The sequence below is a fragment of the Trichormus variabilis 0441 genome (assembly GCF_009856605.1).
Classification (GTDB): domain Bacteria; phylum Cyanobacteriota; class Cyanobacteriia; order Cyanobacteriales; family Nostocaceae; genus Trichormus; species Trichormus variabilis.
Genome location: NZ_CP047242.1, coordinates 6249214 through 6273356, shown reverse-complemented (window position 1 = coordinate 6273356; position 24143 = coordinate 6249214). Strand labels below are relative to the sequence as shown.

Here is a 24143-nt window from a genome sequence, read left to right as displayed (position 1 = left end):
AATATATAACAGTTCAATTAAAGAACAAACGATTACAAGCTTCATTCTCTCATCAATATATGAGCAAATGAATTGAAACAAATGGCTGTTCTTTTGGTTAATTCTTCTATAAAATTCTCCAAAAAATATTCTCAAAAGTTTCAATTATGGAGAATAGCTGCTTCGTTAAAACACTGATGCCAGCTAAATATCAAGTTGTATTTGCTGAAATATGACCTCAAATATTTTCAGCAACAAACAAAAGTTAAGTTAATTGCAATACCTACTACAAGTTAGACACAATCCCTGTATGAAGACACTATCTCAAGCACAAAGCAAAACCTCATCTCAACAATTTTCTTTTACTGGAAATTCTTCTGCCAATGTAATTATTGGTAATCAGAAACTCACAATCAATGATGTTGCAAGGGTAGCGCGTAATGGCACCTTAGTGTCTTTAACCAATAACACTGATATTTTGCAGGGTATTCAGGCATCTTGTGATTACATTAATAATGCTGTTGAATCTGGGGAACCAATTTATGGAGTGACATCTGGTTTTGGCGGTATGGCCAATGTTGCCATATCCCGTGAACAAGCATCTGAACTCCAAACCAACTTAGTTTGGTTCCTGAAAACAGGTGCAGGGAACAAATTACCCTTGGCGGATGTGCGCGCAGCTATGCTCTTGCGTGCAAACTCTCATATGCGCGGTGCATCTGGCATCAGATTAGAACTTATCAAGCGTATGGAGATTTTCCTTAACGCTGGTGTCACACCATATGTGTATGAGTTTGGTTCAATTGGTGCAAGTGGTGATTTAGTGCCACTATCCTACATTACTGGTTCACTGATAGGCTTAGATCCCAGTTTTAAGGTTGACTTCAACGGTAAAGAAATGGATGCGCCAACAGCTCTACGTCAACTGAATTTGTCACCCTTGACATTGTTGCCGAAGGAAGGCTTGGCGATGATGAACGGCACTTCAGTCATGACAGGTATTGCAGCAAACTGCGTCTACGATACTCAAATTTTAACTGCGATCGCTATGGGCGTTCACGCTCTAGATATCCAAGCTTTAAACGGAACCAATCAATCATTCCATCCATTTATCCATAATTCCAAACCACATCCTGGTCAATTATGGGCAGCAGATCAGATGATTTCTTTGTTAGCCAATTCCCAGTTAGTTCGTGATGAGTTAGATGGTAAACACGATTATCGTGATCACGAGTTGATTCAAGATCGTTACTCACTCCGATGCCTTCCCCAGTATTTGGGGCCAATCGTTGATGGAATTTCCCAGATTGCCAAACAAATTGAAATCGAAATCAACTCAGTCACCGATAACCCACTAATTGATGTTGATAACCAAGCTAGCTATCATGGAGGAAATTTCCTCGGACAGTACGTGGGTATGGGAATGGATCACCTGCGTTACTATATTGGGTTATTGGCTAAACACCTAGATGTGCAGATTGCCCTCCTCGCCTCACCAGAGTTTAGCAATGGACTACCACCATCTTTATTAGGCAACCGAGAACGTAAAGTCAATATGGGACTCAAAGGTCTGCAAATATGCGGTAACTCAATTATGCCACTGTTGACCTTCTATGGAAATTCCATCGCCGATCGCTTTCCTACCCATGCAGAACAATTTAATCAGAACATCAACAGTCAAGGATACACTTCAGCGACTCTAGCCCGCCGTTCTGTGGATATCTTCCAGAATTATGTGGCGATCGCTCTGATGTTTGGAGTCCAAGCTGTTGACCTCCGCACATATAAAAAGACTGGTCATTACGATGCACGCGCCTGTCTATCACCTGCAACTGAGCGCTTATATTCAGCAGTCCGCCACGTAGTTGGACAAAAACCAACTTCAGATCGCCCATATATTTGGAATGATAATGAGCAAGGACTGGATGAGCATATTGCCCGGATTTCTGCTGATATCGCTGCTGGTGGTGTGATTGTGCAAGCAGTTCAAGATATCTTACCCTGCTTGCATTAAGGGTTAAGAGTCAATAGTCAATAGTCAACAGTAAACAGTCGGCAGTCAATTGAACTGTTGACTGTTTACTAATTTTATCCACTTATTGCATAAATTCTCTACATCAAGGCGATAAGTACAACAAGAGCTACAACTTAAATATTGCCACAACTTTTATGAATATTTCCCAAAATGTGGAGCGTGGTTGCTGCCTTTTTCCTAACAAACCAGCGCTCATTTTTGAAGGTTTATATTTTACTTATAAACAACTCAATGAAATGGCAAATCGCGTTGCCAATGCTTTACTGGGGTTGGGGATTGAACGTGGCGATCGCATAGCATTATTATTACCAAATATTCCTGAATTTGTGATTTCCTATCTAGGGATTCTCAAGATTGGGGCGATCGCAGTTTCTATTAACCCAAATCTGCAAAGCGATGAACTCAAGTTTATTCTCAATGACTGTGGAGCAGCTGTACTCGTAACCACAGAAACGCTGCGAGAAAAATTGCCCAAAGTCGATTTACCCCACCTCAAGCACATCATAATTGCTGAGGGGCAAGCAGGTGAGGCGATCGCCTTGAGTGAATTCATGGCCAATGCTTCCCCTAACGCCCGTGCTGTGGAGATAGAACGTGATGAGCCAGCAGCGATTCTTTATACTTCTGGTACAACAGGTTTTCCTAAAGGCGCTACTTTATCTCATGGCAATGTGATTTCCAATATGCACTCCATGAAGCACTGTTGTGAAATGCGCCCTAATGATCAAATTTTACTATTTTTACCGATGTTCCACTGTTTTGGGCAGAACGCAGTTCTCAATAGTGGACTGAATACCTGTGCAACGATCATTTTACAGCGATCGTTCGACCCAGAAACGGTACTGACAACCATCAGCGAATATAATATTACAATCTTTTTTGGTGTTCCCACTACTTTTATTCTTTTATGTGATAAAGCATCTATCCGCGATTTGGATTCAGTGCGTTACTACTTCTCTGCGGCCGCAGGTTTGCCTGTAGAAATTGCCAAACGTTGGCAAGACAAGTTTGGTAAAGTCATCAACCAAGGGTATGGTCTGACAGAAACATCACCATTAGCTAGTTATAACCACGAATTGAGGTACAAACTCGGTTCTATTGGTTCACCAATTGAAAATGTCGAGATGAAGATTGTCAGCCTGGATGATGGTTGCGAAGTTGCCCCTGGTGAACTCGGTGAAATCGTGATTCGCGGTGTCAATGTCATGCTAGGTTACTGGAATCGCCCGGCTGAAACTGCCAAAGCCATGAAGAACGGATGGTTTCACACCGGTGACATTGGTCAAATAGACGAATTAGGCTACTTTTACATCGTTGACCGCCTCAAAGATATGATCAACAACGGTGGATTAAAAGTATACCCAGCCGAAGTTGAAAATGTTATTTACCAGCATCCAGGTATTGCAGAGGTAGCTGTCTACGGTGTACCAGATTCAGTACTAGGTGAACAGGTGAAAGCTAGTATTGTCCTCAAACCAGACCAAGCGGTTACAGAAGCAGAAATCATTGCCTTCTGTTACCAGAAACTAGCTCAATATAAAGTTCCTAGTGCCGTCGAATTTGTCTCCTCCATCCCCAAGAACCCCACAGGCAAAATACTCAAGCGGCTACTTCGGCAAGAAAATTCTGCTGCGCCTTCCCATACTGTGGTTAGCAAAACGCAAACATCTGCGTCGGTAAAAGTCTCTTACCAAACTGCAGAATTGATCGAAAACTGGATTATCGATTGGGTAGTGAGAAAATTGGCAGTAGCAGCCCAGTCAATCGACCAAAGTAAGTCATTTGCAGATTATGGATTAGATTCCGTCAGGGCTGTCAAGTTAGCCCAAGAATTGAGTGAATGGTTGGGATATCCCTTAGAAGCAACTATAGTCTGGAACTTCTCGACCATCGAATCTTTAGCACGCCACCTAGCCAGTCAAAAAATTACCCAACCGACAGAATTAGCCAAGACAAAGCCAGAGTCTAATCTGCACACAGAAAATCTGTTGGTGTCTGTAGAATTGCCGACAAACAACGCAGAACCGACCGAATCAGCAGACTTAAAAGCACTCTCAGACGCGGAAATAGCTGAATTACTCACCAAAGAAATTGCCACAGTTAAACAAAGGAGATTAGTATGAGTCCTAATTCAGAGAATACAAATTACCGCTTGTTACTAGAAAATGCCATTTTAGAATTGCGGCGGATGCGGTCTGAAGTTGATACTGTTGAGCAATTACAGAAAGAACCCATCGCTATTATTGGGATGTCTTGCCGTTTACCTGGGGGTGTCAATAACCCAGAGGATTACTGGAATTTATTACATAATGGGGTAGATGCCATTAGCAAAATTCCTGCACAAAGATGGCCAGTAGATGAGTTTTATCATCCAGACCCCGAAGTGTCGGGGAAAATGTACACCCAGCACGGCGGTTTTTTAAATGAGGTAGACAAGTTCGATGCTCAGTTCTTTGGCATCTCTCCCCGCGAAGCCGTCAGCCTCGACCCCCAACAAAGGCTACTTTTGGAAGTAAGCTGGGAAGCGCTAGAAAATGCTGGACAAGCACCAGAAAAGTTAAATGGCAGTCCTACAGGGGTATTCGTCGGACTATCTATGGACGACTACTCACAACTGAGCTTTTATGGCGATCGCACTCAAATTGATGCCTACAATACTTTAAGTATTCTCAGAAGTATGGCGGCTGGGCGTTTAGCTTACGTCTTGGGTCTGCAAGGCGCTACCATGCAGTTAGATACAGCTTGTTCTTCTTCTCTGTTAGGAGTGCATCTAGCTTGCCAAAGCCTCCGTTCTCAAGAATGCAATATGGCTTTAGCTGGCGGTGTCAACCTGATTCTCTCACCAGATCCTTCCATTGGTCTGTGTAAATTAAAAGCCTTATCTACTGATGGTCGCTGTAAAACTTTTGATGCTAGCGCCGATGGTTACGGACGCGGAGAAGGATGTGGCATAGTCCTACTCAAACGTTTATCTGATGCTTTAGCTGATGGCGATCCTATCCTGGCATTGATTCGGGGTTCAGCATACAATCATGATGGCTCTAGTAATGGTTTGACAGCCCCCAATGGTTCGGCTCAAGAAAAATTACTTCGCAAAGCCTTAGAAAATGCCAACGTCCAAGCCCATCAGATTCAATATGTGGAAACTCACGGGACTGGTACACCCTTGGGCGATCCCATCGAGGTGTTAGCCTTGGGAGCAGTATTAGGTGAAGGTCGCTCAGAAGATAATCCCCTAACTATCGGTTCTGTCAAAACTCAGGTTGGTCATTTGGAATCAGCCGCCGGCGTTGCTGGATTAATGAAAGTTGTATTAGCTCTCCAGCACGCACAGATACCACCACATTTACATTTTCAACAACCTAATCCCTATATTCCTTGGGAAAAACTGCCGGTTGTAGTGGCGACTCAGCCCACACAATGGCCATTAGGGGCAGATGGACGACGACTAGCTGGGGTCAGTTCCTTTGGCATGAGTGGTACAAATGTCCATCTGATTTTGGAAGCAGCACCTTTAGAAAGTCAAAAGTTAAAAGTCAAAAGTCAAAAAGAAGAAGCAATTGAGCGTCCACTTCATCTTTTGAGTTTATCGGCCAAAACTGAATCAGCACTACAGTCACTTGTCAGCCGTTACGAGTCCTTCCTGAAAGATGATAGCAAAGCAAATCTAGCAGATATTTGTTTCAGTGCGAATACAGGGCGATCGCATTTTGACCATCGTTTTGCTGTTGTCGCTGAATCTACTCAAGACTTGCGTCAACAATTGGCAGCTTTTACAGCAGGTAAAACCCCAGGTGTGAGCGGACAATTACACAACAAAAAGCGCCCGAAAATCGCCTTTCTGTTTACCGGACAGGGTTCTCAGTATATAGGTATGGGGCGAGAACTCTACGAAACCCAACCAACATTCCGGCAAACTTTAGATCGTTGTGATGAAATTCTCCGTCCTTATTTAGAACAACCTTTACTGTCGGTTCTCTATCCTGAATCTGGGACTAGCCCTCTCAATGAGACCGCCTACACCCAACCAGCTTTGTTTGCCCTAGAGTATGCCGTCTGCCAGTTATGGAAATCTTGGGGCATAGAACCCACAGTAGTTATCGGTCATAGTTTGGGTGAATATGTTGCCGCTTGTATCGCTGGAGTCTTTAGTCTGGAAGATGGACTAAAATTAGTTGCTGCCCGCGCTCGCCTCATGCAGTCTCTACCTCAAGATGGGGCAATGGTCAATATATTCGCCTCCCAAGGGCGAGTATTGGCAGCTATTCAACCTTATGCCGATCAAGTATCAATTGCTGCCATTAACGGCCCGGAGAGTGTCGTTATTTCTGGACAGCATCAAGCAGTCGCAGCCGTGATGTCTACTCTCCAAAGCGAAGGCGTTAATAGTGTCAAATTAAACGTTTCCCATGCCTTCCACTCTCCTTTAATGGAACCAGTGTTAGCGGAATTTGCGCGCATTGCCTCAGAAGTGAGCTTTTCATCTCCGAATATCAAACTGATTTCTAATGTTACCGGCACAGTAGTTACCACAGAAATCACCAATGCGGAATATTGGGTTAGACATTTGCGCCACTCCGTGAGATTTGCTGCTGGGATGGAAACCCTGGAGCAGCAAGGTTGCGACATTTTTCTAGAGGTCGGGCCAAAACCAGTTTTACTGGGAATGGGTCGTAAGTGCCTCCCTGAAGGAGTAGGAATTTGGCTTCCTAGTTTGCGCCCACAACAGTCAGATTGGCAACAGCTACTGCAAAGCTTGCAGGAATTATACTTACGTGGGGCATCAATCAACTGGTCTGGCTTTGACCAAGATTATCCCCGTCATCGTCTAGTACTGCCAAATTATCCCTTTCAGCGCCAGCGTTACTGGGTTGAGACATCCCATCGCCAACAGACATTACCTGCTAAGACTAGCAAAACTCTCCACCCTGTACTCGGTCAACGGCTAAAATTACCATTTTCTCCAGAAATTCGCTTTGAAACCCAATTTAGCCCCAATTCACACGCTTACCTAGAGGATCATCAATTAAACGGAGTCAGAATAGTTCCTGGTGCATCTTATATCTCGATGCTTCTATCCGCAGTTAGGGAGGCTTTCCCCAATGAATCTTGCATCATCGAAGATTTGTTGTTTCAAAATACGCTGGTTTGCCCAGATGACGGCAGTACAACAGTTCAGTTGGTTTTGACACCCCAAACAACAGAAGAGACTTCCTGGCAAATTATTAGTTTTTTAGGTGGAGAAGCAGAAAACGAGGTCAACGCTTGGAAAACACATAGTACAGGAAAAGTCCGGCTGTTCTCGCCAGTACCCAATTTCGTAGATGTGGCACAAGTCAAGGCTAGATGTTCTCAAGTTTTATCGGGGACGCAATTTTACTCTAATTTTCAAGCAGTCGGCTACAGTTGGGGAACTTCATTTCAGTGGCTAGAAAATATTTGGTATCAGGATGGAGAAGCAGTATGTCAAATGAAACTGCCCCAATTACCAGACGAACTCGATAACTATCAACTTTATCCGGGATTAATTGATTCATGCTTGCAACTACTAAACGTTTGCTGGGATATTAATCCTGCCGAGCAAGTCCAGAATGACTATATGTACATTCCCTTTAGCATCGGTAGCTTGAGATTCTATGGTCGTCCCCATCCTGGTCATCAACTATGGTGTCATGGTCAAAAAACACCAACATCTAATCAGCAAAGCTTAACTGGTGACGTACATCTGTTCGACCAAAATGGGCAGTTAATCGCCGAAATCATCGGTTTTGAAGTCAGGAAAGTCCGGCGGGCAACTCTGCTGCAAAGTCTGCAAAAAGATTTAGGTGATTGGCTGTATGAAGTAGCTTGGCAACCAAAGCCTCGTGAGCAAAATCATCAGTTAGCACAGACACAAGAGTTAGGAAGTTGGCTGATATTTGCTGACGAGCAAGGAACGGCGGTTAAGTTAGCAAAACTACTCCAAGAACGTGGCGATCGCCCCATCTTAGTTTCTCCTGGTGCAGAATATCAAGCCAATGGCGAACATTACTACATCAACCCCTCAGAACCACAAGATTTTCAGAGGTTAATTCAAGAAAGCTTAGGTAATCATCAACCTCCCTGCCGTGGGGTAGTATATCTGTGGGGGCTGGAGGAGGCACGGGAGACTTTAAATACTGGCTGTGGTAATGTGCTGCATTTGGTTCAAGCCTTGGCACAATCAACTTGGTCTAAGCCTCCCCGTTTGTGGTTAGTTACCAGAGGAACCCAGCCAGTAGAGCCAATGTCTGATTCCTTAGCCATAAATCAAGCTGCTTTGTGGGGCTTGGGACGTGTTATTTCCTTGGAACATCCAGAATTGTCATGTGTGCGGTTGGATTTAGACCCAGTTGGTAATGGGAACGAAATTGAAGAATTATTAGCAGAGTTGTTGTTCCCAGACCAAGAAGACGAAGTAGCATTCCGTCAAGGAGTGCGGAAAGTCTCCCGGTTGGTGCGTCGCCAAGCTCAAACCCCCACGAATCAACTGGCAATTGGTGAAGATGTGACTTATTTGATTACAGGTGGTCTAGGGGCGCTAGGGCTGCAAGTTGCTCAGTGGATGGTAGCACAAGGAGCCAAAAACTTAGTTTTAACCGGCAGGCGCGGAGTGGTTGGTGATACTCAAGTAGCTATCAATCAACTACAGCAAGCAGGGGCAAAAGTTCTAGTTGTCACAGCAGATGTGTCCAACCCGGAAGATGTGGCTCAGATGTTAGAAGCCATCAAAACTAACTATCCACCCCTTAGAGGCATTTTTCACGCGGCTGGTGTTTTAGATGACGGGGTATTATTGCAACAAAATTGGAGCCGCTTTGCTAAAGTCCTAGCGCCCAAAGTGCAAGGCGCATGGAACCTGCACACATTAACCAAAGACCTACCTTTAGATTTCTTTGTCTGCTTCTCCTCGGTCGCTTCATTACTTGGTTCACCCAGCCAAGGAAACTATGCAGCCGCTAATGCCTTCATGGATGCCTTAGTTCATTATCGTCGAGGTTTGGGTTTACCTGGTTTGAGCATTAACTGGGGGCCTTGGGCAGAAGTTGGGATGGCAGCAGATTTAGATAGTCGTAGCCAAAAGCGCATAGCTGAGAGTGGTTTTGCTACTATATCCTCAGAATTGGGATTGCAACTACTGGGAGATTTATTGAGACAAGATGCCACCCAAGTTGGTGTGATGTCAGTCAATTGGGAGAAATTCCTCCAGCAATTCCCACCAGGAGGCGCAGCACCTTTAATTGCTGATTTAGCTCCCCAAACCCAGCCACAAAGCAATTCTGCACAATCAGGCAAACAACTTGAACTGCTGCGTCAATTAGAGGAAAATATTGCTAGCGATCGCCAAAATGTTTTAATTGCTTACATTCAAACTGAGGTTGCCCAAGTTCTCAGGTTTGAAGCATCCTATCAACCAAATCCGCAACAGGGATTTTTCGATATGGGGATGGACTCTCTCATGTCCATCGAGTTGAAGAACCGACTGGAAACCAGCTTAGGAAATTCTCTGCCTTCAACTTTGACCTTTGAATATCCCACAATTGAATCTTTAGCTGAATATCTGCTCAACAATATAATTTCCTTGACTGTAGCCGAGCCAGTTGTGGTGGAGCCGCAAATAGAGGCTGAAGAGCAAACTGATTTGTTAATAGATATTCAGCAATATTCTGAAGACGAATTAGCAGCATTAGTTGACCAAGAATTAGAGGCTTTGCTTGGTGTCTGAAGTAATTTTACTTGTGAACTTGCGTAAATCACCTGCTTAACTCCGATAAGTCTACAAAAGACATTCTTTTATTTACTTACACAGCTAAATGAGTCTGGCTTCAGACTCAATTTCTTTGTCTATTAATTACGCAATTTCTTAAAATGAGTCACACTTCAGACATTAACCAATTATCTCCATTACAACGTTCAGTTTTAGCCTTAAAAGAAATGCGTGCCAAGTTGGACGCAGTGGAGAATGCCAAAACAGCACCAATCGCCATTATTGGCATGAACTGTCGCTTTCCTGGGGGAGCCGACTACCCTGAGAAATTCTGGGAATTACTCCACAATGGGGTAGACACTATCACTGAAGTTCCGGCTGACAGATGGGACGTGGATGAGTATTACAATGCAAATCCCAACACTCTGGGGAAAATTTACACCCGATATGGTGGGTTTATTAAACAGGTAGATCAATTTGATCCCCATTTCTTTGGACTTTCCCCTCTAGAAGCAGCCAGCATGGACCCCCAGCATCGGCTACTGCTGGAGGTGGGCTGGGAAGCAATAGAAAACGCCGGACAATCCCCAGAGGAATTAAACGGCAGCCAGACGGGAGTCTTTATGGGACTCTTTATGGAAGATTATTCCCGCTTTAACCTATATTCTGGAGATCATCACCGCATTGATGCTTACAGCAGTTTAGGAAATGCTCGGAGTATTGCCATCGGTCGCCTAGCTTATGTCTTGGGCTTGCAAGGCCCTGTGATGCAGTTAGACACAGCTTGTTCTTCTTCGTTGCTAGCAGTTCACCTGGCTTGTCAGAGCTTGCGTTCAGGTGAGTGCAATATGGCTTTAGCGGGTGGAGTCAACTTGATCTTAGCACCGGAAGCTTCTATTGGTCTGAGTAGAATGAGGGCGCTGGCTCCAGATGGTCGTTGTAAGACCTTTGATGCCAAAGCCGATGGTTATGTACGTGGAGAAGGCTGCGGCATAGTCGTACTCAAGCGTTTATCAGATGCGATCGCTAACAATGATAATATTTTGGCTGTGGTACGAGGCTCGGCAGTTAATCACGACGGTGCTAGCAGTGGTTTGACAGTACCGAATGGGCTAGCTCAAGAGAAGTTGATTAATCAGGCGCTCACCAACGCTAAGGTAGCACCAGAACAAATTAGTTATGTAGAAACCCACGGTACAGGCACATCTTTGGGAGATCCCATAGAAGTGAGAGCTTTAGGCTCAGTGTTGTGTCAAGGACGTTCTCCAGAGCAACCATTGTTGATTGGTTCGGTGAAAACTCAGTTGGGTCACTTAGAATCTGCTGCGGGAGTTGCCAGTTTAATGAAAGTGGTGCTGGCTTTACAAAATGCAGAGATACCGCCACATCTGCATTTACAACAGCCCAGTCCTCATATTCCTTGGGACAAACTGGCAGTTGCTGTGCCAACTAAGCCAACTCCGTGGCCGGCAGTTAACGGGAAACGCTTGGCTGGGGTTAGTTCTTTTGGTATGAGTGGCACTAATGCCCATCTGATTATCGAAGAAGCACCGGAATTGAAATTAGAGCTGCCGAAAACTGAGCGTCCACTCCACCTGCTAAGTTTATCGGCCAAAACTGAGGCAGCACTACTGGCAATGGCTAGCCGCTATGAATCTTTTTTAACATCCCATCCAGAAACATCTTTAGCAGATATTTGTTTTACAGCCAACACCGGGCGATCGCATTTTGAACACCGTCTTGCTGTTGTCGCTGCATCTAACGCAGACTTGCGCGAACAACTAACCGCTTTTGCTAGCCAAAAGCAGACCAGCACGTCAGTCAGTGGTCAAGTACAGAAGAAGCGTTCCAAAGTTGTATTCCTGTTTACAGGACAAGGCTCTCAATACGTGGAAATGGGACGACAACTTTACGAAACTCAGCCGACGTTCCGTAAGACTTTAGACCGATGCGATGAGATTTTGCGTCCCTATCTCCAGCAGCCTTTGTTGTCAGTACTTTACCCCACATCTGATGTTACTTCCCCTTTGAATGAAACAGCATATACTCAACCAGCACTGTTTGCTTTAGAGTACTCCCTCGCTGAAATGTGGAAATCTTGGGGAATTGTACCAGATGCAGTCATGGGTCACAGCGTGGGTGAATATGTAGCCGCTTGCGTTGCTGGAGTGTTCAGCTTGGAAGATGGGCTGAAATTAATCGCCGAGAGGGGGCGTTTAATTCAATCTCTACCCCAAAATGGCATGATGGCGGCAGTGTTCACCAATGAAGCACGGATGAATGGCATTTTAGCTGCTTACACAGGGCAAGTGGCAATTGCCGGGATTAATGGCCCAGAAAATATTGTTATTTCTGGAGCCAGAGAAGCAGTCCAATCTGTGCTGAAAGAATTGGCAACTCAAGGAATTAACGCCCAACCATTGCAGGTTTCCCACGCGTTCCACTCCCCTTTAATGGCTAGTATCCTCGATCCCTTTGAGCAGATAGCTAGCTCGGTGCAGTTTCAAGCGCCGCGTATTCCCCTCATCTCGAATTTGACTGGACAAATACTAAAACCCAACGAAATTCCCCATGCAGCTTACTGGCGACAGCATCTTAGAGAGGGAGTAAGATTTTATGCCGGCATCAAGACGCTACATGAACAAGGGTATGAAATCTTTGTAGAAATGGGGCCGAGTACCACATTAGTAGGCATGGGTAAAAGATGCTTGCCAGAAGGTGCAGGTACTTGGCTAACTTCTCTGAAAAAAGGACAACCAGACTGGTCACAATTGCTTGCTAGTTTAAGTGAGTTGTACATCAGGGGGATAAAAATCAATTGGACTGCATTTGACCAAGGTTATCAGCGTCGCCGCCTGGCACTACCAACCTACCCATTTCAACGCCAACGCTACTGGGTGGAAAACCTCTCTCCAAACCTCTCTCCTACGAGGAGAGAGGCTTTGAATTCTCCCCCTTCCCTACAAGGGAAGGGGGCTGGGGGGTTAGGTTTTACTTCAGCTATTCCCCCCAAAGCTTTGCCAAAAATTCCGCTTTCTGTACCATCGAATTGGTTTCATAGTTGGCAATGGACTCCAGAGGTGTTGAGCCAATCTCAAGATATTCCTTCAGGGGCAATTTTGATCTTTAGCGATCGCCACCAAGTAGGGGAAAATTTAGCAAAGCTCTTCGACGCTAAAAAGTACACGACATATTTTGTCACCCCAGGGGAGAGCTTCACCCAAACAGCAGGACACTTTACTATAAATCCAGCATCCGTTGCCGACTACGAACAACTGATCCAAAATATCAAAGCACAGGGTGTGACAGTCACCGCAGCCGTGCATCTGTGGAACTATAGTTTGTGGGCAACATCCCCAGAACAACTACTAGAAAATGACCGCCTACTCAATGAACGCGTTTACAGTCTTTTGTTTTTGACACAGGCGCTAGTTAAACATTACCCAGCCTCTCCCCTCAATTTCTTAGTGGTAACTCAAGGTGCTTATCCAATATCTCCAAATGATTCCTTACACGGTGTACATCAGTCTATGGCAGGTGTACTGGCGCAGGTGGTGGCACAAGAAAATCCTCAAATTCAAGCCAAAGTCGTAGATTTTAACCAAGATGTTTATCTGCCAGAAAAATTAGCCGATATTTTGTTCCAGGAAATGAAGGCAACCCCTACTGGTGAAGGTATCGTTGCTATCCGTGATGGTCAACGATTGAGCCGTACCCTGGCAAAAATTAATGTACCTACAGAGAACAATTCTCTACCTTTGTCGGCAGGAGAAACTTGGTTGATTACTGGTGGTACTAGTGCTGTCGGGACAGAAATAGCCTTAGCTATGGTTCGACAAGTACCCATCAATTTGGTGCTAACAGGTCGCCATCCCCTCCCCCCCAAACAAGAATGGCAATCTGCTAGTCATGATGCGTCTACCCAGCAACGTATCCAGGCAATTCAGCAATTAGAGCAACTCGGAGCTACAGTCATGTATCAGGCTGTGGATGTGACGGATGCCTTGGGGATGAAGCAATTAATCGAGAGCATCAAGTCCCGCTTTGGTAATCTGGATGGAGTCATCCATGCGGCGGGTGCAGTTGACCACAGCACATTTAAACTACTGCAAAAACAACCCGCCTCAGTCACCAAAGTTTTAGCTCCGAAAGTCCAGGGAACCATCATCCTCGATACTGTTACCCGTAACGAACCCCTGAAATACTTTGTGTTATTGTCCTCGGTTTCCGCTTCTAAAGCCGAATGGGGAACTGGTATGGGCGATTATGCCGCAGCCAATACTTTTCTCGATAGTTACGCCATCTACCGCACACAGCATGGCGGTCAAGGACGCTCCCTAGCTCTGAATTATTCCCTATGGAGCGATCGCGGTATGGGCGCTCTTTTAGGCGCATCAACTTTATTAATGGTAAGATCCAAAGGTTTAAATCCTCTGGAACCAGAGCCGGCTGCTAATGCCTTTATTCAGGCGCTATCTTTGGATGCTTCCCCTGTAATTCACATCATTGACTTAATTGCTCAAGCCACCCCAGAAATAGCACCAAAATCCTCCGCAAGCCAATCACAAGCTAAACCTCGCAATCTGCGACAGCTTGTCCGAGAAGTTTTGCTGCAACATCTACGTATTCCGGAAGCACAGGTGGAAGGACACAAAACTTTCCAAGAAATGGGGTTAGATTCTGTTGGCACTGTAGAAGTTGTCCAACATTTAGGGACAACTCTGGGTGAGGAATTATTTCCGACTTTACTGTTTGAATATCAAACACCAGATGACCTGGTAGATTATTTACAAAGCAAGTACGGTTATTCTGTGAAGACTAGCACGAGTGCGATGGACTACGCCCCACCTTTGGTGATCGCTCCAGAAGAAACATCTAGCCCACAAACCGAAAAATCAGCGCCCCCAAATGTCGCTCCCCAGGAAAAATACCAAGATGTTCCTGAACAAGACATTGCTATCATCGGCATGGCTTGTAAAATACCAGGAGCCGATAACTTAGAACAGTATTGGGATTTACTCAATGCAGGGCGCTCCGTCATTCAAGATGTGCCTCAAGACCGTTGGTTTAACCAACACTACTTTGAAGCCAAAGGAAACTCTCCACAAGCAAAAATATCCAAACGGGGATGCTTTGTAAATAGTCCCTTCGACTTTGACCCGATGTTCTTTGGCATCTCTCCCAAGGAAGCTACGGCGATGGACCCCCAACAAAGGTTGTTCCTAGAGCTTTCGATGCAGGCTCTACAACAGGCAGGCTACGGCGGCAAATATCGCCCTGATAATATCGGTGTGTTTGTTGGTTGTGGACAAAATACTTACATCGAACACTTCACCAATTATCAGTATTACGAGGAATTACGTCAACGTTTGCAAGAGAGTTCCTGGTTTGATCACCTTCCTGCTGAAGATCGTCAGCATTTGCTCAAGACCCTTTCACAAGTACTGCAACCAAGTGAAATTCTCCCTGAGTCAGCAGCAGGTAACGAGGTCAACGAATTAGCGGCACGAGTTAGTCATTGCCTGAACCTCAAGGGGCCAAGTATGGCAGTTAGTACTGCTTGTTCTTCTTCCTTGGTGGCATTACATATTGCTTGCGAAAGTCTACGCTCCGGTCAAACTGGCATGGCGATCGTCGGTGGGGTAAATTTAAATCTTAGTCCTAGCCCCTTTACTTTTTTACGTAAGGCACAGGCTCTTTCTCTGAGTGGAACTTGCTATCCCTTTGACCGCCGTGCTAATGGCATCGTTTTAGGAGAAGGTGCGGGCGTATTAATTATCAAACCTCTCAAGCAGGCTTTGGCAGATGGTGACTTGATTCATGCTGTGATTAAAGGTTCGGCAGTAAATAATGACGGTCACTCCCAGGGGATAACTGCTCCCAATCCCAAAGGTCAAGCGGAAGCTATCCGCCAAGCTTACAACAGTTGTGGCGTAGACCCCCGGACTATCTCCTACATTGAAACCCACGGTACAGGTACTCTCCTGGGCGATCCAGTAGAAGTAGAAGGGATGACAAAAGCTTTCCGTAGCTTTACTGATGAAAAGGGATTCTGTACCATTGGTTCGGTTAAATCCTCTATTGGTCATTTGCTGTCTGCTTCCGGGATTGTCAGCCTGATCAAAGTGGTACTGGCCATGCAGCACGGCAAAATTCCCCAAACTGTAGGTTTTGAGGAGCCTAATCCCCATATCAATTTTGCAGACACACCTTTCACTGTCGCAGGTAAGAGTATACCTTGGTCGCCTAATGGCAACCCATTACGTGCAGGTGTGAATGGATTTGGATTTGGCGGTACTAATTGTCACGTTATTCTTGAGGAATCCCCAGTAGCAGCTAATTTACAGTCCCAGGTCACAAGTTCTGCTCCTGATTTGTTATGTCTGACGGCACGGAATCAACAAGCACTTCAAGAAGTAGCTAGACAACTACGCCAACACATCATTCATCATCCTGAACAAGAATCTTCCCAAATCTGTTTTACTCAAAATAATGCCCAGAAGGAATTACCTTACAAGGCAGCTTTAGTAGTCAATGACCGCCAACATCTGCTCAATTACCTGGAGGCTATATGTTCAGCACAAACACCAGCAGATATATATACAGGTCGAGCTAACCCCCAGCGTACAACACCGTTTCACTTAATATTAGATGGCACTAGTGCGATCGCTCCCGCAGAAATAGAAACTTTAGGCCAACGTTTCCCCCAATTCCAAGTAGCTTACAATAGCGTGCGTGCCGGATTCCATGAGATGAGCGAACAGGCACATATATTTGCAGTGCAGTACGCTTGGGGACGCTTGTTGATGTCTTTGGAATTACAACCCACTAGTTTATTAGTAGAAAAAACTGGTATTCTAGCCGGAGCTACACTGCGGGGAATGTTGACACTAGAGCAGGCGATCGCTTTGCTCCTACAAATAGAAGGAGAAAAAGGTCTGAGTGTGCATGATGTGTCCGCAAAAGAACAGTCAGCATCCACCTGGACTTGTCCCTTAGTAACTTCACAAGGAATTTTCAGTCATGCTGACACGATTTCCACAGATCAACTGCTAGCCCTGGTGCAAGTATCTGAACAGTTAAATGTAGATGTGTGTCAAGATGTCATCTCTAAAGAAAGTGTTTACCTACACTTAGGAGATTCATTCGCTCTCAAAGAACAATTAGCAAGTTTGGATGAACTGGGAGTCTGGATATATCTAAACAAAAGACAACCAGTAGTGGAACGTGTGTTGACAAGTCTGGCTAGGTCTTATGTAGCTGGGATCAGGTTTAATAGCATACCCTTATTTCCCCAAGGTCTACGTCGGGTACTGCTGCCTACTTATCCTTTCGAGCGTAAAACCTACAGAGTATCATTAGTTGATCACACTCAGGAAAATCAAGCCACCTCTATACCTGCGGCTGAATTATTACCACCACGCCCAGAGAGTAAGCATCAGCTAACAGTAGCCCAAACTCGACTCTTACCCATAGAACAACTATCTCCACTCACAGATAACCAACGCCAGTCAAGTTACGCCAAGCTGACTGAGGACTTAAAGATTGTGGACAATCGCCAACAGCCAAGACTAGTGCCAATGGAACAACTGTCCCCACTCACTGATAGTCAGCGCCAGTCAAGCTACGCCAAGCTGATTGAGGACTTGAAGATTGTGGACAATCGCCAACAGCCAAGGCATCCGGTAGCCGTAACCCAAAATCGACTCTTGCCAATGGAACAATTGTCTCCACTCACCGATAGCCAACGCCAGTCAAGTTACATTAAGCTGGCTCAGGATTTGCAGAAGTTTGGTAAATCAGTCATTGGTCATTAGTGATTGGTCATTCCAGCCTCTTTACGTTTCGTAATATAACGTGAGTTCGACTGAACCTAACCCCAACCCCTTCCCTACAAGGGAAGGGGCTGAAAATCTATAACTGAGTACCAAATAATCAGGGTTTTAAGCCTCTCCCCGCGTCGGGGAGAGGTTTGGAGAGGGGTTCTTCCGAATTTATCGAACTCACGTTAATATAGTTTGTTGAATTTCCCTTGACTTAATTAGCATGAAAAACTCTACCTCCTTGTGGGTAGAGTTTTTGTTTGGAATTTTGTTGGCGCAGCCTTAGAGTAGGCTATGAGTGAATTTTGAATTGGTATTATTGCTCCTAAATTTTTGCATAAATAGCCCAGAACAAGGCGATAAGTAACATAACAAGAGCAAAGATTAATTTTTCTCGTAATTCTTATCCATTCAAATTTATTTTTGTATGAATAACTAGCCTTCAAGATAATACTTACTTAATTAGGTAAGACGTTGGAGATTTTTTTGCGAACATTAATTTTTTAGAGGATGCAATGAGTACCAAGAGCTTAGAATTGCCAATTTTCTCCCTAGTAGCCAAAATTACTGGACATGATGCAGAAGACTTAGAACGCGATATGTTTTTGGAGGGTAACTTAGGATTAGATTCTATCAAAATGATGGAATTATTGAATGGATTAGTTGCACTAATTCCCCAAGAAATACAACCCAAATTCATGGAAACATTGCCTTTGCAAAATTTGATGCAATTACAAACTTTGGGCGATGTGGTGCAAATAGCTGATAATTGCTTAATTTCCCCGATAGATAATTCTGATTCTTCACCATCTGCAAGTATTATCAATCAAGAGCAGCAGAAAACAGAGAAAGTTGAGATTCTTTCTGGACAGTATTTTCATTTACTTGGTCATTGGGTAGTAAACTCAATTAGCTTATTTTCCACTCTCCGTTTACGAGGTGATTTTGATACAAAAGTTGCTTGGCAGTCTTGGAAAGACTTACTAAATCGTCATCCTATGCTGCGATCGCGCTTTATCATTCCTCCCGATACTACCAGATTCAAGGATTACGAAATGGTAGTGATGGAAAACCCTACTCCTCCTGATATACCTGTTACTGATATCAGGCATCTTCATAGTGAGGCTCAAGAACAACTAATTAATGATGAATTACATCGCTGCCTCAATTATGAATGGCAAATGACAGAGTGGCCACTCCATCGATTTTTTGTTTTTCGGCTGGAAGATTCAGTCTATCAACTGGTATTAGCCAACGAACATCTCATTTCTGATGCCCTGGGATGTCATGTCATCTTACGCGAATTTATGGAAATTTACCGCGCCCATGTCTGCGGTGAACAACCTAATTTACAGCCACCTACAACCGTCCAAGATTACAGCGAATTGGTGCAATCAATTAATGCTTGGCAAGACCCGGAAGAAGACAAAGCACTGGTCGAGTATGTAAATCGGCGAGGCAAAGATTCTTACTTATGGAATCCTACAGGAAATACCATCACATCCCTGTGTCCAAAATTCCATAACCGCAGATTTTCCTTAGGAAAGGCTATCACGGGTCAACTCATTGCCCAAACTCGTGAATGGCGATTACCACTGAACTCTCTACTAGTGGGTGCGTTTGTGCGGGCTGTTGCCAAGTTTGAGCAGTCTAAAAACGAACCGATTATGGTTCAAGTTCCCACCAGTGGGAGAGTTTATCCTGGTATAGATGCTTCGGATGTGGTGGGTAGTTTTGCTCAGAATTTGTCCATTAGCCTAGACTTACCAACACCGAATGAAGATTGGCAACGCTTGTTAAACCGCGTTCATCAGGAAATCCAACAAGGGTTAGTTAATGGTTATGACCGCGCCCAAACTCGTCAAATGGCGATCGCTTTCCGAGACAATATTGTTTTAGAAGATGGCAAAATCCCTGAGCGGATGTTACCTATGTATCGCCGCATACTGAAATCAAATTTATACTGTCCATTTACAGGACAAACAAATATTAAAAACAAATATGGCCCCATAGATGTCATCGATTATCGCGCAGGTGGTATTAATGCGGCAGGAACAATTGATATATTGCAAGAAATATTTGACGACAGTTTACATTTGTTCGCTAGCTACGATAGTAACTTTTTCCCTGAGTCTGTTATCGATGAATTGATGCAGGAATATATTACCCAAATCCAGGAGTTAGCTTCACTAAAAATCTCCTCTGAGCAACTAACGCAGCCACTACCTAAGACACAAACAGATGTAAATATAGCCCAGCTTCTGCAAGACATTGCTACAGAAATCTGCCATTCCCAGATTACTGACAATGATATGGCTAAGGATTTGGAAGCAGAATTGGGAATGGATTCTTTGGAACTCATCCGCATTGTTACGAGGTTAGAAAAACGGTTAGGCAAAGTAAATCGTCAAGCCTTGCTTTCTTGTCGCAGTCTGCAAGAAATGGCTGTGCTACTTGGCAAGAAACAATCATCTTCTTTACAACAGCAATCAGTTGTCAACAATCAACAACCCCAAGAAATTCCTTACTGGGAAATTATCGAGCAAGCCAAGCGTACTCCCAATGCCGTAGCGGTGACGGATGGAGAAACTCAAATTACCTACGCAGAGTTAAACCGTCTTTCTAATCAGGTGGCTAATTATTTGCAGGCTCAGGGAGTTAAACCAGGCGTGTTTGTGGGCATCATGACACGACGCGGGCCTTTGATGTTCGTGGGTATTCTCGGTATTCTCAAAGCAGGCGGGACTTATGTTCCTTTAGATCCGATATATCCTCATGAACGGATTAAGTACATACTAGAACACGCTCAAATCGGAATTTTGCTCACAGAAAATCGCTTGACAAACAAGTTAGCAGAATGCCTGACTGAGCAGTTACCTTTAAAGACTTTGATGTTTTTAGATGAGGGTGTTTTTGAGCAAGGTAAAGCGTGGACACAGTTAAACAAAAAGACTTGGGCGCGTTGTTCAGACATAGCTCCTGCCAATGTGAATACTCCTGATGACTTGATGACAGTACTGTACACCTCTGGTTCTACAGGTAAACCGAAAGGAGTGATGCTCAACCATAGGGGTTACATGAATCGTCTAGTTTGGATGCAGAATGCTTTTCAATTGCGTTATGGCGATCGCGTTGCCCAAAAAACATCTTGCTGTTTTGATATATCAGTATGGGAAATATTCTGGCCTTTGATGGTGGGAGCTACTGTTTATTCTGTGGAAACAGAAACAGTCAAAAATCCTTGGCTCTTAGCACAGTGGATTCAGGACAACCAAATCAATGTGATGCACTTTGTTCCTTCTTTATTTGGAGAATTTTGTCATGCCTTAGAATCAGAATCATGGACTTTTCCCGATTTGCGTTGGTTAGTCTTTAGTGGTGAAGCTTTACCTGTACCTTTTGTACAGCGTTGGATTGATAAGTATGGCATGAGTGTTGGTTTAGCCAATCTTTATGGACCCACTGAAGCTTCCATCGATGTCACTGCACACATTATTCGTCAACGTCCAGGCGAACAAGAAATCTGCATTCCTATAGGTAAAGCTATAGATAATGTGTATATCTTAATCTTGGATGAACAGATGCAGCCATTAGCCCCAGGAAAAATGGGAGAACTCTGGATTGGCGGTGTGCAATTGGCTAAAGGTTATCTCAAAGATCCACAACGCACAGCAGACGCATTCCGGCTTAATCCTTTTTCTCACGTTCCTGGGGAATATTTATACAAAACCGGCGATTTAGCTGTGGAATTGCCCGATGGTAGTTTCGAGTATCATGGACGCATTGACCATCAAATTAAAATACGTGGTTTCCGTGTAGAATTAGGTGAAATTGAAAGTGTTCTCAATAGCCATCCCGTGATTAGTGAAGCTGCCGTTTTAGCTGTAGATTACGAAAATGGTCAAAAACGGTTAATAGCTTGCTTGGCTGGTTCTCAAGTAGACAATCAACAAATTAAGGAATTCCTGGCTCAACGCTTGCCTGATTACATGATTCCTCACCGATGGGAATGGCTAGCCAGTTTACCTAAAACTCACAATGGGAAGCTAGACCGCAAGGCTATTTTGGCAGCTATCACCCAAGAAAAGCCAACAGTATCTCAGGAATACTTACCTCTAGGCCCTGCTCAACGTTGGTTAGTGAAATACTTTGAGGCTCCATATCAATGGAATGGTTACACGCGTTTTCTTTTCCATCAACCATTAGACCCAGAGATATTTAACCAAGCTCTCAATATTGTACTGGAAGCTCATCCTGCACTACGGACTGTGTTTGTGCAAAGAGATCAACAATGGTGGCAACAGTTAATTTCCCCAGAGCAAAAGTTGAGTGCTGAATTTTACGATGGTAGTTATCTGACATCTGCACAGCGAGACAGTGAAATCCATAACCGGATACAAGAAATCGCTCAACAGTTTCAAATCGACCAATGGCCGCTGATGAAAGTCATCGCGATCAAGGTGAATGAATCCTGCTACGATATCTCGCTGGTTGGACATCATATCATCGGTGATTTGCTGAGTACTGGGGTAATTTTTAATCAATTATGGTTGACTTACAGCGAGTTGCTGGGGAACAGAACTCAGATTTCTCAGCCTCTCCCTGCGACACCTTCTTATATAGACTATGTACGTGCATTGATGCAGGCGGAACAACAAGGAGCTTTGAGAAGTCATGTAGATTATTGGAAATCTCAATTTCCTTCTCAGGAATATACCTTCCAAGTTCCCTTTGACTATCAAAAAGGTGCTAATTTAGAGGCTTCCGCCGCCAGCGAAAAATTCACCCTGTCCAAAAACAGTAGTAATATTCTCTTACGTGAAGCCAAACAGTATTACAAATGTAATGTCTACACGTTGCTACTTTCTACCTTGTATCAGTTAATGGCTGAGTGGAGTGGACAACATTGGGTAGTGGTTAGCCATCGCAGCCACGGCAGGAATCTAGATAGCAAGCACACGTTTTTAAATAGTGTTGGTAACTTTGCGATGAATTTCCCGGTCGGGGTTAATCTAGAACGTTCCATTAGGTGGGAGCAAACCACTAAGGAAATCCAAGCCAAATTTAACGAGTTGCCGATGAATGGTATAACTTTCGATTGGATTTCTGAGCAGCTTCCTCATTATGTTTATCCCGATAACAATCTCACACCAGTCAGAGCTAACTACTTAGGAAATCGTACTGCTCCCTCCTCGGAACTGTTTGAGTTTATTGAGGAAGATAGAGATAGTCGGTTGTCCTCCCCTGACCAGAAACGTACAGCGTTACTAGAGTTTTTCTTCTCTATCACCGATGGTACTGTTCACTTAGAAATCGAATACTCTCGCAATTTCCATCTACCTGCAACTATTCGCAGACTTGGCGATCGCTATTTGGAACTAATGGCACAGATGCTAGCTGTTGTATCTTTAGTAGGTAATGGTATAGACGTGACAAATCATTCTTAACGTACTACACACTTAGCACAGGCCAAAAATATACCTCAGACCGCCAGTCTGAGGTTATACAAAATCAAGCCTTGTGTAGTACACATCATACCAGTGATAATATGATGCTGAAAATCTCCTAAAGCTTCCTTAAAACCTTAAATATGCGTACTTATCAACTGTCTACACTGATTGGTCTTACTACCTCTGTCACCTTATCTGCAATTGCACCAGCTCAAGCGGCAAACTTAAGCTTTGACTACAATCAACTGCAATTTATTAAATCACGACCAATAGCATCTAATAATTTTTTGGGGTTAAATGGATCACCGACTGAAAACCAAGGTTTTGTACCTTTCTATAATCCAGATCCTTCGGCTCCAGATCACGGTCATAGGGAAATCGGTTTAAATTCGCGCCGCGATTTCCCAGGTTTTAACAATGCCCCATATTACGGGACTGGTCGCCAAGCAAGCCCGGAAGAACCTGCTAGCGGTGCTACCAGAATGACAAGTTTGATTAGCATTAATAGCTTCCCTACTTTTGCTCAATACCTGACAAATTATGGTATTCCACTCAATGATATTGGCTTTGTATTTGGTCAAAAGAGCGATCGCGCTTTTAACACAACTTGGAATTTAGGTGCAGATGTCTTCGGTCAAGATTGGTACGCTGATCCCCTTACACCCCTTGAAGAAAGAATTTATAAAGCTAATCCAGATGATGTGGAAATAGCTCTTTATAGTGGTACTACGAAAATAATTGACTTTGGATATTCTGATTTTTATTCAATTGTTGATTACGGTGATACACCATCATTTGATGATGATTTTGAAAGTAGTTTTACCGACCCAATTAGAGCCAAAAAAGTATCTGGCTTAGATCCATTGTTAGCAGGTTTAGCCACAGCTTTTTTAAAGGATGTTAATGCTGCTGGTGGAGGAGTGCAGATAGTTAACGAGAACTTTGGAGAACTGGACATTAATTTTGCAAGCGGCAATGGATACGATATGATACTTCTGCCATACCCGATGCAAATTCGCGCAGTGGCACTGAAAGCAGTTCCAGAAGCTTCTTTTTCATGGGGAATATTTCTGTTTGGAGTTTTGGTGGCGGTTTCCCAGCGCAAGAAACTACAAAACTGACAATTCTCT

General features: G+C 44.1%; 6 protein-coding genes. All 6 read left to right on the top strand.

All coding sequences use genetic code 11. From position 1 onward, the window contains the following. Nucleotides 1-289 precede the first annotated feature (289 nt). The 6 genes from GSQ19_RS25885 (at nt 290) to GSQ19_RS25860 (ending at nt 24134) form a co-directional block, all read left to right on the top strand. A complete protein-coding gene (locus tag GSQ19_RS25885) occupies nt 290-1993 on the top strand; it encodes an HAL/PAL/TAL family ammonia-lyase (protein ID WP_011320679.1) in 1704 nt (567 codons plus the stop codon). 155 nt (nt 1994-2148) lie between these two features. After that, on the top strand, nt 2149-4137 hold the full coding sequence (locus tag GSQ19_RS25880; protein ID WP_011320678.1) for a long-chain-fatty-acid--CoA ligase: 1989 nt from the start codon (nt 2149-2151) through the stop codon (nt 4135-4137). Beyond that, nucleotides 4134-9758: a type I polyketide synthase gene (locus GSQ19_RS25875; RefSeq protein WP_011320677.1), complete on the top strand. Its 5625-nt coding sequence runs from the start codon at nt 4134-4136 to the stop codon at nt 9756-9758. The genes GSQ19_RS25880 and GSQ19_RS25875 overlap by 4 nt, the downstream gene beginning before the upstream one ends. 143 nt (nt 9759-9901) lie before the next feature. Beyond that, a complete protein-coding gene (locus GSQ19_RS25870; RefSeq protein ID WP_011320676.1) occupies nt 9902-17557 on the top strand; it encodes a type I polyketide synthase in 7656 nt (2551 codons plus the stop codon). A 521-nt stretch (nt 17558-18078) separates the two neighbouring features. Next, nucleotides 18079-23010 (top strand): non-ribosomal peptide synthetase, encoded by a 4932-nt coding sequence (locus tag GSQ19_RS30115; RefSeq protein ID WP_011320675.1) that lies wholly within the window; start codon nt 18079-18081, stop codon nt 23008-23010. Between the two features lie 143 nt (nt 23011-23153). Then, nucleotides 23154-24134: a hypothetical protein gene (locus GSQ19_RS25860; protein ID WP_011320674.1), complete on the top strand. Its 981-nt coding sequence runs from the start codon at nt 23154-23156 to the stop codon at nt 24132-24134. Nucleotides 24135-24143: the final 9 nt, after the last annotated feature.